Here is a 12,762-nt window from a genome sequence, read left to right as displayed (position 1 = left end):
TATTATTAGGGTTAAAAATTAATTTATTATTGCCCTTGGACCCGATCCCTGATGACAAGCATCTTGATGGGCATGACCTTTTTTACCAGGTCCAATCCGTATGGGACAAGGGTCTTCCTGATGCTTTCCAGATTATTCATCTTGCCCTCCAACTTAATATCCACCTTATAATCAATCCCCGTATCATCCACAATGGGAATCCTCATGAGCTGAAGATGGAAACGCCAGTGATAGGGGAGCAGACCTATTCTCTCATTGTTCAGCTCGAGTCCAAAAGCGTCCATTTCTATCTTTCTTTCTCCACCATCTGTTCTCAGGTCGATGGTTGTATCCGTCCGCACCAAGGCCAATACCTCGGTATCCCTTATCTCCACAGCTGCCCGGTATTCTGGGAACATCCTATCCAGGTCGGTTTTCATGATATCATATTCCTGCCCAGGGTATTGGGGCGAAACGATAAGCTCATAGCAGAAACGATGGTCCAGTTTCCATTCATCATAATTGTTTAGATCGGCATTGTATTTTAGCAAGTCGGGTTCCTCTACTTCCAAAATCCTTCGATTGCGGTTGAAGTCCACCTTCCCCGCACCATAGGCAAGCCCGAAATAGGTGGGCAGGTCGGAATTGGTCAGGAAGATGCGCATCCAGCTTTTATCGGATTCCCCCGTGACCTTGTACATCGCCGGCATGCCCTCGATATAGGGCATAAAAACCGACTGCAGTAGAATCCGCTTGTCCTCATCAAATCCCCTGTTTCCGAAAAACAGCAGTTCATTCCTTTTAAAAAGGGCCTTGGGAGCTGATTTGCTTTCCAATTCTTTTACTCCCTCCAAAACTTGTCTGATACTGTCCCGAACAACAGATTCCTTAGAGGTAAAGGCCATTACCTTACCCTTAGGATCTATCCATACATAGTGGGGCAAGGTCCTGTGCGGAAATAGCTGCCGTAAGGTATTATCTGAAACGGCCATGGGCATTTTGATATCCTTCAGCACCTTCAGTCGTGAAAAGAGCTTGTCCACTTCCTCCTGATCTTGATAGGTTACTGACAGGATTTCCAGCTTCCCCTCAAACTCACTCCGTAAGCTATCCATCTTCGGAAAGCCCTTCACACATGGCGCACACCAGGTGGCCCAGAAGTCCAGGATCAGCAGCTTGCCACGATAATTGGATAGCTGGATTTCCCCTTCAGGATGGTTGATGACATTTTTTACCAATAGGTCAGGCATCTGCTCACCCACCTTAAGTTCCTTCACCTGCAGGGAGACGGTATCGCCTACCGCCCCCGCAGGGTGGGTGCCTGCAACTTCCAATTGATTTCCATATAAGTTGCTTCCGAAAAGGCATAGGTATGCCAGGAAGCATGTGAACGTTGTTTTTTTCATGCTTAATATGCGGTTGTGTAGAAAGTGTACGGTGCTTCGACAAGCTCAGCAACCGAAGAGATAGGAGACGCTAGACGCTAGATAAAAGACTGGATTTCGGAGGCGAGAGCTCTCTCAAACCCGTCATTGCGATGACCAGAGGGAAGAAGCAATCTCGCCTTCTGAATTGTCATGCTGACGAAAGAGCCTGTCCCGATACTTTCGGGAAAGCATCTCTTCCAGTAACATCCTCCCCTAGCCCGCTTTGACGAAGGACAGTTCGACCTCACAAACGAAATCAAGTCTCAATACTCACGACTCAATACTAGCTACTCCTTTTCCTTCTACATTTATAAGAAATTGATTAAATCCCAGCGCTTATAAAGCCCCAGGCCAGACTGCCCTACCAGACGCGAGGGGCGTCCCCCAGGCGAATGCAGCCTCCGAATCGTCGAAAAGTACGGGGTATAAGGTACCCGGTACGATGTATACAACTTAAAATAGGTTTGATGGTATTATATGATTAGTACTCAGTAGCAAGTAATTAGTATAGCTTCCGTGAACAAAAGCTCCAGACTCCCTACTCAATACTAAGTACTAATTTTATATTGGGTTTTTCGGTTTGCGTATAAATAGTATATCAAACTGCGTACAGCTGTTTTGGCTAGTCAGACAATTTGGATTAAAAATATAGGCAGCCGAACCTTCTCTTCTAAAAGAATACCATAATGGATCATGATATGTAAATGATGTGCTACCCATAATCTCTTTTATAATTATGAGCCTCTATGCGATGAAACAAAGGGCAGACAACCCCTATCATAGTCTAAAGTTGCTAGGCCCTGACAAAGCCTACGTTTCATTAAGAAATGCTCCCGAACATTAGACATAAGGAGCGCCCACCCTTATATTTGCAAATATAAGAAAGTGGGGCAACTCACTTACGCTCACTCGGGAATAAACTGTCAGGTTTAGCAGTGAGGCTCGTTAAATCACCCTATCTCAAATTACTTGGTATTTTAAATGTCTTGTTTGCAATATATGAAAAATAAATGTGTTACGCTATACCGTAACACATTTTATTGCAGATTTTTTTGATTCCCACATGGAAAAAAAGGATTTAGATCTTATCAAGGTAAAATTATGCCTTATTGTTTATGAATGTTTATACCAAAACAAATTGCACTATAGAAAGAATAGTAATCTTAATGTGTACAATGAGAGTTCTTTAGCAAGTGAGTTGGGAGTTAGAAAGGCAACTGTTACTGATATTTTATATTGTAAATCTCTTCCAAGCACTAAAACAATCTTTTTGATAATGGAAGCCTTTAAATTGAGTTTTTCAGAATTTGCATCCAAGTTTGAGGCTATTTCTGAGAAAGAAGCATTAAGTCATGCCAAAAATATTTTAAAAAAGATGGATGAACTTAAAAGTTTATGAAATACCTTAGATGAGGTGTCTATTATGTGAGTATTCCGAGCCATAGTATACCAATGTTTCAAGGTATAATACATCAGAATTCTGAAATAATGCAATTTATGTGGATGTGGATGGATATAAACATTATGCGTTTATGCCTTTAACAGTTAGCGGATGATGGCAGTGCAAAAGTAAAATCTTTAGCGTTTTATTTGAAAAAGCTTGCTGGCTAAGGCTTTGGAAGTAGATATGAACACTATATTTATAGACTGATTTAAATAACATTTATCAGAATAAAATGACGGATTTTTTTAATAAACTTGAAAATTTTCTATTTGATGTTTTAGGTCTAATTCTTCCAGGTCTAATTCTTATCATTATTGTAGCTACTCCTTTATTAATGTTTGATTTTAAACATATAACTAGTGAGCAAATTGATCATTCCACACTTTTGTCTACATTTAAATTTTTTTCAAGCCAATTATCAAAACTAACGTTGCTTGATTCAACATATACAATCAGCCTAATTATATTATTTAGTTATATTCTGGGGCATCTAATCAAAGTGTTTTCCATTATATTTTACGACTTTGGCCGATTAATCTTTGATAATTCTATTGTGAAACTTTTTGATCTCATAGCAGGATATATATTTGAAGAAACCAAATACGGTAAAAAACTTAGCTCGATTAAGTATTTAAAAGATTTTGTTTCGCCTATAAATAATACGATTAGAAAAATTCTAACTTTTCAATCATCATCTTATTTTCCAGAAAATGAACCTCTTGTTGAAGAGTGCGTGAAAATTATAAATAAAAGGCTTAACACTAGTTATCCAAATAAGTGGTACTCGATTTATAAATTTTCAGTAGTAATAAACAGTCAAGAAAAGTTAAAATCATTATCAGGCTTTTTTTTGGCAAAATATAACCTTTACAGATCACTTTCTTTTTTATTCGTAGTGACTTTTTTGTACTTTATGTTGTTCTATAATGCAACTGAGTTGGTTCTAGCCGAGGAAGTAAAAAATATAAAAACTCTAATTGTTATTACATCGTTTTTATTATGGTTTACATTTCATGTAAAATTTAAAAGATACTGGACGTTGTGTGGAAATGAAACTTTAGTTTCATTATTTTATTTCTTAAATAGGGGCTTACTTTCGAAAATAGAAACAGATAATAGTGATGCAGGATAAAATTCTTTTCATTGATACGGAAACAGGAGGGCTTAACCCTTTACAACATCCTTTACTTTCAATTGGACTGGTTGTTTGGGAGGACTTTGAGTTGACAAGCTCTAAGGAGATATTAATATTTGAAGAGGGATTAACACCAGATAATAGAGCGCTAGATATTAACAAAATTGATATTAATGATCATAGAAAAAAAGCATTATCCCCTAAAGAAGCCATCAATGAAATAAAAACATTTCTAAGAAAAAACTTTGAATTAGATAATAAAGTTACTTTGGCCGGTCATAATATAAATTTTGATGTTAACTTTTTACGTTTCTTTCTAGATAGAAACAACGATGATTTTGGCAGGTACTTTTCTCATAGATTTATAGATACATCTTCAATTTTATATTTTTTATATCTATCAGGAAAGCTAAAAGAAAAAGCAGTGTCCTCTGACCGAGCGTTTGATTTATTCGGAATTAACTTTAATCAAGAAAATAGACATACAGCTTTAGCCGATGCTATTGCTACTGCCCAGCTATTCAATAATTTATTGAAAACAGTTGCAAAAAAAATAAATCTGCAGGCAAAAGAAACTGGTCAGATAGATTTGTTTACAAATCTTTTATAAACTGAGAGACTTAAATTTTCACCCCCGAATGGGTGGAGTAAGCCATCACTAGGTGTGAGTCTGTGGGTACACCTTCCCATCCTATGAATTTGTAATTTCTGTACCGATAAACAATATCCATGAAAACCTCATCAAAGCCTAGGCTTTATTGTTTTTAGGGGATTGGCAAAATACTCTAAATTGGGGTATTTGTTGGGAATGGTGAGCTAGTTAGATTTAATGGTTGCTAAAATAAAAGTGATTAAAAAAACAGATTTATCAGAGTATATTGGTAGGGTGTGTTTGGGGAAACTTTATGCATATACGTTATGTGCAATTGATTTAGCAAAATGAATTGGAAAGAGTATCAAAATCAAGTTGCTTCTATATTTAACTCAATTGGAGCTTCCACTACCATCGAAAAAAAGGTAGAGGGAGTCAGGGGAATTCATGAAGTTGATGTGTTTGTTGAATTAGAAAAATTTGGAATCAAAATGATTTGGATTTGCGAATGCAAATACTGGAATTCTGCAGTACCAAAAGAGAAGGTACTGGCACTTTATGAAATATCTAAAGATGTTGGCGCAGACAAAGCATTCCTTTTTTCTGAAAGTGGATTTCAATCAGGCGCTGTAAGAGCAGTTAATAACACAAATATAGTTCTTGCAAGTACTGATGAGATAAATGAAATTATAAAAAATAATTTATTTGAACATCAACTTTTGTTTTACTTAAAAGACTTTGAAAGAATCAAATCAATAATAAAAACATCTTGGATTGATGACAATTTCAATTTCAACCCTCTCTCCAACTTAGACTTTGATAAATCAGTTCTAATTGATGGAAATCTGATGTATCTTACCTTAGATATACAAAAAGTACTTAATGGTCAATTACCAATAATACTAAGAGGGGTTAATTCAGAAAGTAAAAAATGTGATACTATGCATGAAGTAATTTCAACTCTCTCAGATTTTCATAGTGAAGCCAAAATAGTTGTGCAAGAATTATTAGTTTCTATCGAAAAGGAAAAAGAAAATATTAAGAAATTAAGAAATAATTTTTGTGAGAATTCCCATTCATTAATTGGAAGTGTTGAGCGTCAAATCCTAGATAATATTGATAATTTTGATACTCAAGTTTGGGAAACGTTAAAATACTTAAAACTAGTTGGTTCAAATGCCGATAATCTTAACCAGATATCTAGAGGAACCCTTAAAATACAGTTTAGGAAAACTATGCAATCCCTAATTGACAACGTTTATCCTTATCTGACAGAAAATAAGGTTTGTCAAAAGGAATGGGAGTTGAAAAAGGATTTAGTCAAAAAAGAGATTAAAGATTTAGAAAACATAGGCGAATATTAAAAGCACATAATCAAGTAAAAGGCAGTGAGCCAAAGATCCAAAGTTAGCCTTTCATACTTTACTTTAGAGGCTTCCAAAAAGTTTTCAGGACAGGAAATATCTGGATGATCATCAAATCAGGTCTTTACTTTGTGAAGTAGCATAACTTAATTGCTTGAAGCCTTTTGTTTATTTGGATTGGTAAAAATACCCTAGTTGGGGTATTTTTTTTGTTTTACGACTTATTTAGTTTTGAGATTAAGATTATTTACTAACGAGAACTAATCATAAAATCTTAACATAAACCATAAATAATATGAGTGGATCAAGTGGCGGTGGGTATGCCCCACCACAAAGAGCGAAATTTGATTGTGACACTGGCATAATTAATTCCACCGTTTCTTCAGTAGATTTGGAAGTACTTTCTAACCATATTGTAGGGGATATTTTAGATGTAATAATAGGAAACAATGGAGCTCTGGTATTAGAAGATGGTAATGGAGAAATTCTTGGGGCTATTCTTCATAGAAATACTACTGATATAATAAACTGTATCAACGAAGGGGCTCAATATGAAGCAGAAATTTTAAATATTAATTCTCCTTCTTGTCTAGTTCAAATCAGCAGGAAATAATTATGATAACAGTAGTAGGAGGAACTTACCGAGAAATTGATTACGACGATATTTCATTGGATATTTTTGGGTCTGGTTTCAGAGGAGCTAAATTTTTACTGGAAAATAATTGCCCTGTTCATCTTTATTCCACTGGTAATGCTGAAACTTTAAACTTTCTTAAAGAGAATCAAAAAGTATACAGTGATTTTACTTTCGAATACACGAATTATGATGACCTAATTACATTCAAATATAGTTTTTCATTGGATCAACCAACTATTTTTCCCAACCTTTTGAACATACCTAAATCAGAAGATATTAAAGTTGATTCTGGGAATATTATAGCTTTTGGGATGCTTGAATCAGATTTCCAATTGACCGGAAATAAAGTAGTCTATGACCCTCAAACATCCTTAAAACCAAAAAGCTTTAGTCAAATTGGTAAGGCGGAAGAATTAGTTTACGTGTTGAATTTAAGTGAAGCGCAATCTATCGCTTCCAGTAAAAATATAAATGACATTAAAGACTACTTTTATAGAAGAGAAAAAGTCAAAGCACTTATCATAAAAAATGGACCTTTTGGTGCCACTCTTTATTCTGATAATAAGGAGTTTCATATACCTTCTTTTGTTACTAATAATGTAAATAAAATTGGTTCTGGGGATATTTTCACCTCAAGTTTCGGTTATTATTGGATGGAAAAACAACTCTCGTTAGAGGAGTCTGCACTAAATGCTTCTAAATCGACCGCTTACTTTTGTGATAAAAAAGTATATGTAGATAGCAGTAATATTGAAGGATTTGAATATCAGGAATTTAAAAAAAGAGAGCTTTCAGGAAAACAAGTGTATTTGGCAGCTCCATTTTTTTCGATATCTGAATTGATTTTAATTGATAAAATACGCACAGCATTTCTAGCTTTTGGGGTGAAAGTTTTTTCTCCTTTTCATGATGTTGGATTAGGTGATGATGTAACTCTTGCTAAGAAGGATATTGAAGGAATTGAAAATTCAGACATTATCTTTTGTGTCTTTGATAATATAGATTCTGGTACTTTGGTAGAATCAGGCTATTCATTAGCGAAAAGGAAAAAGATAATTGGATATCACCGTACCTGTAATGAGGGTGAGCTATTAATGCTAAAACCTGGAGATATAAAAACTTTTAATCATTTAACAACTGCCATATACCAAACAATATGGAACATATAAAAAAGGTCGTTCTGTTATCTGGAGGAATTGATTCAATCTGTTTGACCTATGGCATTAGGCCAGATATTGCATATACAATTGATTATGGACAAACAGTTGCAGAAAGGGAAATATATGTATCTAAATTCATATGTGGGGAATTGGGTATCGAACATAAGGTTATAAATGTTGATTGTAGAAATTTAGGCACAGGGACCTTAGCAAACTCTGAAAATTTGAGTCTGTCTCCATCTGAGGAATGGTGGCCTTATAGAAATCAATTATTGGTGACCCTTGCTTGCATGCAAGGTATAAAGGATAGTGTAAACGAAATGTATTTAGCATCGGTTAAATCTGACAATTTCCATCGTGACGGTACAAAAGAATTTTATAATCATATGGATAAACTTGTATCCTATCAGGAAGGAGAAATTAGTATTAATTGCCCGACTTTAGACTTATATAGCCACGAACTAGCGCATAGATACAATGTTCCATTAGAATTACTTTCCATAGCCCATTCTTGTCATTTATCAAATTTAGCCTGTGGAAAGTGTTCCGGTTGTATTAAGCAGTTAAAAGTGAGATATGAACTAGGTATAGATTGAAATGTAAAGTTATATCGTGGTGCCATCCCTACCTACTACGACTGGGAGAGCTGTTTATTTGCTTTAGGCTTTCTTTAGTTTTAGAGATAGAATAAATAGTTAATGTTTACAAATATTAGTAATCGCTTGTTGATAGATAACTAGCAGTATATTTCCTTGTTGGATGTAATTTGAAAAACTAAATAGTGAATAGAAAAAGAACAATTGATAGGATTTCGGAGCTTATTTCTAGGTTCATAGCTGAAGTAGAGACACTTAATAGTCTAAACTTGTATGACATAAATATTCATGCCGAAAACGTAATTATCCCAATCCTAAATAATACTTATGGGCTAAATTTAAAGAATGCTAATCTTGATGAGAAAAATTATTCAGCAATTGACTTAATTGATAAAGAAAATCGAGTTGCAATTCAGGTCACTTCAACTGCAAATTCAGAAAAAATAAAGCATACTCTTAATCAATATTTAAAGCATAAAGCACGAGATGAGTTTGATACTGTATTAGTTTATATAATAACTAAAAAGCAGAGCTCATACAGCGATGAAAAATTTGAAGAATTGATAAATGGTAGTTTTGAGTTTTCATCATCAGAGAATATACTTGACTTTAAAAACATACTTAATGAAATCAATTCATGGATTTCTCTTCCTAAAATTCAGACTATTCTTGATTTACTTGAACTTGAGTTTACTGACTCAAAACTTGAATTAAGGAAACACAATTTAGAGAATAAGGATAAACTAAGTACTGAAATTTTATATCCTAACCTATTAGAATTAAAGCTGCCTGAAAAAATTTATATTGGTACCATAGGTATCAATAGAGATGAGATTATAACAAGATCTTGGGAGACAAAATACAAGTTAAAAAAAAGTTCAACAGAAAGAAGCGTTGTAAATAGGGCTTTCGAATACCTCGAAATTCCATATTGTAGAGATTGGCACATATTTGAAAAAAAAATAATTTCTTTTAAACCATTAGATGAAACTTCAGAACCACTTAGCAATTTGGTTGAGATAGGTTCTGTGGAAGAGTTTTCATTAGATGAGTTTGCTGAAATTGGATATAAATATGAACTCGCGCTGTCAAAACTTATTGATAATTCAATCCAAGAATTAAACAATAAAAAAGATATTCAATGGCTACGCAAAGAAAGGATGTTTAGGTTTCGTCCACCAAAGTCACTTAAATCAAGAAAAATTCAATGGAAAAACAAAAAAACTGCAACGAGGTCGGTTGTGAAAGAGGTTTGGAATAGGGATGAAACTCAAATCACTCACTTTCAACAATTATCATTCAAAATTCAATCATTCTTGTCAGAAAGAAAATGGTATATTTCTATTACACCAACTTGGAGTTACACCTATAATGGCTACCAAAGTCATAAAAATGAAAGCCAATTAATTACTCAAAAAAAGAAGCTTGAAACAAACAACGCAGTATATCAACATTTTATGTTTATCTCATATTGTTTAAAATACAAACTAAGTGAGGATGAGGAAGAATATAATCTCATTAATTTTAGTGATCCTTTTAGACTTAATTTAACCTACAAAAATTAGTATGGAAGTTAGTTTACTTGAAGAGCCTTTATTGCAATTTAATGATGGGGAACATATATGTCCAAGAACTGGAATGTTCAAATATGGTGTTGCAGATTTTGAAAATGTAAGACCCGACAAAATAGTTTTAGGTTTTGTTGGGAATAGCGATAGTATTGGAAGTTTAATTAGTTGGATAAAATCTTGTCAAAGTCATATTGAGGCTAAAAAAAGCAACCAGCCTAATTTATTTATGAATTTCCCTGGTTTTAGCAATAAAGTTGCTTTTAAAAGCGAAATCTCCTACGACGAAAGTTACGTTCGTAAAATAAACAATTCTGTATGTATATTCCGATGATCTTGACCACCAATCCGGTCATCCTGACCACCCTTTCAATTAGGGTTTTCAGTTACCGTTTGGAGGCTGTTAAAGTTATTGTTTTTTTCTCATTGATTCTCCTTTTAGCTCGATTCTGTGTGCGGTGTGCACCAGTCTGTCGAGAATAGCGTCGGCTATGGTACTGTCACCTATGGTTTCGAACCATTTTGTAACCGGAAGTTGTGATACCACTATTGTTGAAGCCCTTCCATGGCGGTCTTCTATGATTTCAAGCAGGGCCATTCTTGCCATTTCATCCAGTTGCTGAATGCCGAAGTCATCCAGGATCAATAAATCCTGTTTTTCTATTCTCGCTATCTCTTTGATATATGAGCCGTCAGCTTTCAGCATTTTGAGTTTCGGGAACAGCTTGGTGGTATTATAATATTGGGTTCTGACCCCTTGCATACAGGCTTGGTTTCCCAGGGCCGAAGCAATGTAGCTTTTGCCGGCCCCTGTTGCTCCTGTGATCAGTATGTTTTCTTTTCGTTTAATAAAGGACATATCAGCAAGTCTGAGGACCTGCATTTTATCCAGCCCCCGGTTTGGAGAGAACTCAAGCTCTTCAACAGTGGCACTGTACCTGAACTTTGCCGTTTTGTACAGTCTGTTGATTTTCCTGTTCTCTCTTTCTTCCCATTCTGCCTGCAAGAGATGGTTTATAAGCTCTTCGGGATTGAGATCATGATGTTTGTTGCTGTCCAGAATGGTTTTGTATGCTTCCATCATTCCGTGAAACTTCATTTTGGACATCTGGTTCAATGCGATGCTCTGTGTCATAATTGTGTGATCGGTTATATGTTTGATAATTACCTGAAGCTTTCCGCTCCCCTTATGTTTTCGTGGTCAACTGATTTATCGGACTTGTTTTCAGTATCTAAAGGGATTGAATCCATCCCGCTGTTGAGTATTCTGGTGATGACCGAATAATTATAAGTGTTGTAGTGTTTGGCACGTATTACTGCGTTTATGAGCCTTTCCCTGCCTGCCTTTTTATCATATCCCAAAATCCCCAGACAGCTTTTATAGGCCTGTTCCGGATACGGGTAACTGTCGAGGATAACCTGTAAATAATGCCGGACTTCAGGATGTATCCCTTTTGCCCAGTTCAGGAAGAATTCAGGGTTCCAGTCACTTACAAACCTGTGGGCTGAAGGCATATGGTCCTGGACCGTAGTGTATCCGCGCTCCTTAAGGCTTCTTTTATGAAAAGCGATCCTTTCCCCATCGTAGAAAACAGAAACGTAACTGGCTGAGTACACAACCTTGACTTTTTTGCCGATATACCTGTAGGGAATAGAATAATAATGGTTTTCAGGGTTCAGGGATATGTGGGAGGTTTTAGTGACGGTGGCATACTTGAACTGTTTGAGTTCATATCTTTCGGCAGGCAGGGGGGCCAGGGTTCCCTTTTCTTCCCTGTCGAAAAGCTCCTTCCTTGTTTCCGGTCTTTTCTGGAAAGGGGTATTGTTATGGATATTGAGGTAGTGCCGTATATCCGCATTCAGTGTATTGATGTCATGGTAAACTTTGTTTCTGAGCGGGGCGTATATCCTGCTGTAGACAATGCTGACGGTCTTTTCCACCAAGGCCTTGTCCTGCGGCTTCCTGCTCCTTGCCGGAAAGACCACACAGCCGTAATGGTTGGCAAAGTCCAGGAAATCGGGGTTGATGGCCGGTTCATACTTGTCGGCTTTGGTGACCGCGCTTTTGAGGTTGTCGGGCACCAGGGCCCTGGGAACACCGCCCAGGTAATGTAAAGCATTTTCAGTGGCTGCTATGAAGTCTTCTTTTCTTTGGGAGGGAATGGCTTCTACATAGCTGTATTGACTGGCTCCGAGTGTGGCAACATACACTTCCAGATCAGTGAGTTCACCTGTTACAGGATCTACTATGGACAGCCTATCACCCGTAAAGTCTATATAGAATTTATCTCCCGGAACATGTTCAATTCTCATACTGGCAGATAGACCGGTACGCCACTGCCTGAAGCTTTCACAGAACTGTGAGTAACTGTATCCGTCAGGATGTTTTTGTCTGTATTCTCCCCACAGGACCCAACGGTTCACACCGGTCCGTTTAAGCTCCGGTTCCATATAGGGAAAAAAAGATATAAGCTCCTGGTACCGCTCCCCTGAAACATGGTCCGGATCAGAAAGTAGGGCATCAAGCTCTTCGTCATTCATGGACAAAAGCTCTCCGTAAGAAAAACCTTTGGAATCAATCAGCTGAAGGTACTTCTTGACCGTGTTCCGGGCAATTCCCAAGGTTTTGGAGATGGTCTGCAGTGCCATTCCGTTGTCACGGTGGCGAATTATCTGTTTGAGATTACTCATGGTTATCGTTTTTCCTGCCATGCTTTACGGTTGGTTTTAAATCAACCGTAAAGGAAACGATAACTGAAAAATTAAAGGTGGTCAATAATGTCATTCTGGCCATTCTGACCACTTAAAGTGGTGGTCAACATGGCCGGATTGACAGTGGTCAATATCACCGGAATTTTAC

At 36.5% G+C, this 12,762-nt stretch carries 12 protein-coding genes; 9 read left to right on the top strand and 3 right to left on the bottom strand.

Going from position 1 to position 12,762, the window contains the following annotated elements; translation table 11 throughout:
* Nucleotides 1-26 precede the first annotated feature (26 nt).
* Complete coding sequence (locus KZP23_RS02690; protein ID WP_226334596.1) at nt 27-1,385, bottom strand: TlpA family protein disulfide reductase; 1,359 nt, start codon at nt 1,383-1,385, stop codon at nt 27-29.
* Between the two features lie 1,033 nt (nt 1,386-2,418).
* Between KZP23_RS02690 and KZP23_RS02685 the strand changes: the two genes are divergently transcribed.
* The 9 genes from KZP23_RS02685 to KZP23_RS02645 all read left to right on the top strand — a co-directional run bounded on the left by KZP23_RS02685 (nt 2,419) and on the right by KZP23_RS02645 (nt 10,236).
* Nucleotides 2,419-2,805, top strand: coding sequence for a hypothetical protein (locus tag KZP23_RS02685; protein WP_226334595.1), 387 nt, complete (start codon nt 2,419-2,421; stop codon nt 2,803-2,805).
* Nucleotides 2,806-3,082: 277 nt separating this feature from the next.
* Entirely contained in the window at nt 3,083-3,982 is a 900-nt protein-coding gene (locus KZP23_RS02680) for a hypothetical protein (protein WP_226334594.1), read from the top strand.
* Complete coding sequence (locus KZP23_RS02675) at nt 3,972-4,595, top strand: 3'-5' exonuclease (RefSeq protein WP_226334593.1); 624 nt, start codon at nt 3,972-3,974, stop codon at nt 4,593-4,595. Before KZP23_RS02680 ends, KZP23_RS02675 begins: the two co-directional genes overlap by 11 nt.
* A 329-nt stretch (nt 4,596-4,924) precedes the next feature.
* Complete coding sequence (locus KZP23_RS02670) at nt 4,925-5,941, top strand: restriction endonuclease (protein WP_226334592.1); 1,017 nt, start codon at nt 4,925-4,927, stop codon at nt 5,939-5,941.
* A gap of 295 nt (nt 5,942-6,236) precedes the next feature.
* Nucleotides 6,237-6,554 (top strand): hypothetical protein, encoded by a 318-nt coding sequence (locus KZP23_RS02665; RefSeq protein ID WP_226334591.1) that lies wholly within the window; start codon nt 6,237-6,239, stop codon nt 6,552-6,554.
* 2 nt (nt 6,555-6,556) lie between these two features.
* Nucleotides 6,557-7,747: a PfkB family carbohydrate kinase gene (locus tag KZP23_RS02660; protein WP_226334590.1), complete on the top strand. Its 1,191-nt coding sequence runs from the start codon at nt 6,557-6,559 to the stop codon at nt 7,745-7,747.
* Complete coding sequence (locus KZP23_RS02655; RefSeq protein ID WP_226334589.1) at nt 7,735-8,334, top strand: 7-cyano-7-deazaguanine synthase; 600 nt, start codon at nt 7,735-7,737, stop codon at nt 8,332-8,334. The genes KZP23_RS02660 and KZP23_RS02655 overlap by 13 nt, the downstream gene beginning before the upstream one ends.
* Before the next feature lie 185 nt (nt 8,335-8,519).
* A complete protein-coding gene (locus KZP23_RS02650) occupies nt 8,520-9,899 on the top strand; it encodes an SMEK domain-containing protein (RefSeq protein WP_226334588.1) in 1,380 nt (459 codons plus the stop codon).
* A gap of 1 nt (nt 9,900) precedes the next feature.
* Complete coding sequence (locus KZP23_RS02645; RefSeq protein ID WP_226334587.1) at nt 9,901-10,236, top strand: argonaute/piwi family protein; 336 nt, start codon at nt 9,901-9,903, stop codon at nt 10,234-10,236.
* A 75-nt stretch (nt 10,237-10,311) separates the two neighbouring features.
* Here KZP23_RS02645 and istB read toward each other — a convergent pair whose 3' ends face one another.
* Together istB and istA are read right to left on the bottom strand one after the other, a co-directional pair.
* Nucleotides 10,312-11,037 (bottom strand): IS21-like element helper ATPase IstB, encoded by a 726-nt coding sequence (gene istB, locus KZP23_RS02640; protein ID WP_226334586.1) that lies wholly within the window; start codon nt 11,035-11,037, stop codon nt 10,312-10,314.
* 29 nt (nt 11,038-11,066) lie between these two features.
* On the bottom strand, nt 11,067-12,614 hold the full coding sequence (gene istA / locus KZP23_RS02635; protein WP_226332541.1) for an IS21 family transposase: 1,548 nt from the start codon (nt 12,612-12,614) through the stop codon (nt 11,067-11,069).
* Between the last annotated feature and the right edge of the window lie 148 nt (nt 12,615-12,762).

The sequence above is a fragment of the Echinicola marina genome, from assembly GCF_020463795.1.
Classification (GTDB): Bacteria; Bacteroidota; Bacteroidia; order Cytophagales; family Cyclobacteriaceae; genus Echinicola; species Echinicola marina.
Note: the sequence above shows the minus strand (reverse complement) of the source record. Positions and strands in the feature narration are given on the sequence as shown.

Excerpts from the sequence above, each read along its gene's own strand:
- KZP23_RS02690 (WP_226334596.1), bottom strand. The coding sequence starts at position 1,385 with ATGAAAAAAACAACGTTCACATGCTTCCTGGCATACCTATGCCTTTTC.
- KZP23_RS02680 (WP_226334594.1), top strand. The coding sequence starts at position 3,083 with ATGACGGATTTTTTTAATAAACTTGAAAATTTTCTATTTGATGTTTTA.
- KZP23_RS02675 (WP_226334593.1), top strand. The coding sequence starts at position 3,972 with ATGCAGGATAAAATTCTTTTCATTGATACGGAAACAGGAGGGCTTAAC.
- KZP23_RS02670 (WP_226334592.1), top strand. The coding sequence starts at position 4,925 with ATGAATTGGAAAGAGTATCAAAATCAAGTTGCTTCTATATTTAACTCA.
- KZP23_RS02665 (WP_226334591.1), top strand. The coding sequence starts at position 6,237 with ATGAGTGGATCAAGTGGCGGTGGGTATGCCCCACCACAAAGAGCGAAA.
- KZP23_RS02660 (WP_226334590.1), top strand. The coding sequence starts at position 6,557 with ATGATAACAGTAGTAGGAGGAACTTACCGAGAAATTGATTACGACGAT.
- KZP23_RS02655 (WP_226334589.1), top strand. The coding sequence starts at position 7,735 with ATGGAACATATAAAAAAGGTCGTTCTGTTATCTGGAGGAATTGATTCA.
- KZP23_RS02645 (WP_226334587.1), top strand. The coding sequence starts at position 9,901 with ATGGAAGTTAGTTTACTTGAAGAGCCTTTATTGCAATTTAATGATGGG.
- istB (WP_226334586.1), bottom strand. The coding sequence starts at position 11,037 with ATGACACAGAGCATCGCATTGAACCAGATGTCCAAAATGAAGTTTCAC.
- istA (WP_226332541.1), bottom strand. The coding sequence starts at position 12,614 with ATGGCAGGAAAAACGATAACCATGAGTAATCTCAAACAGATAATTCGC.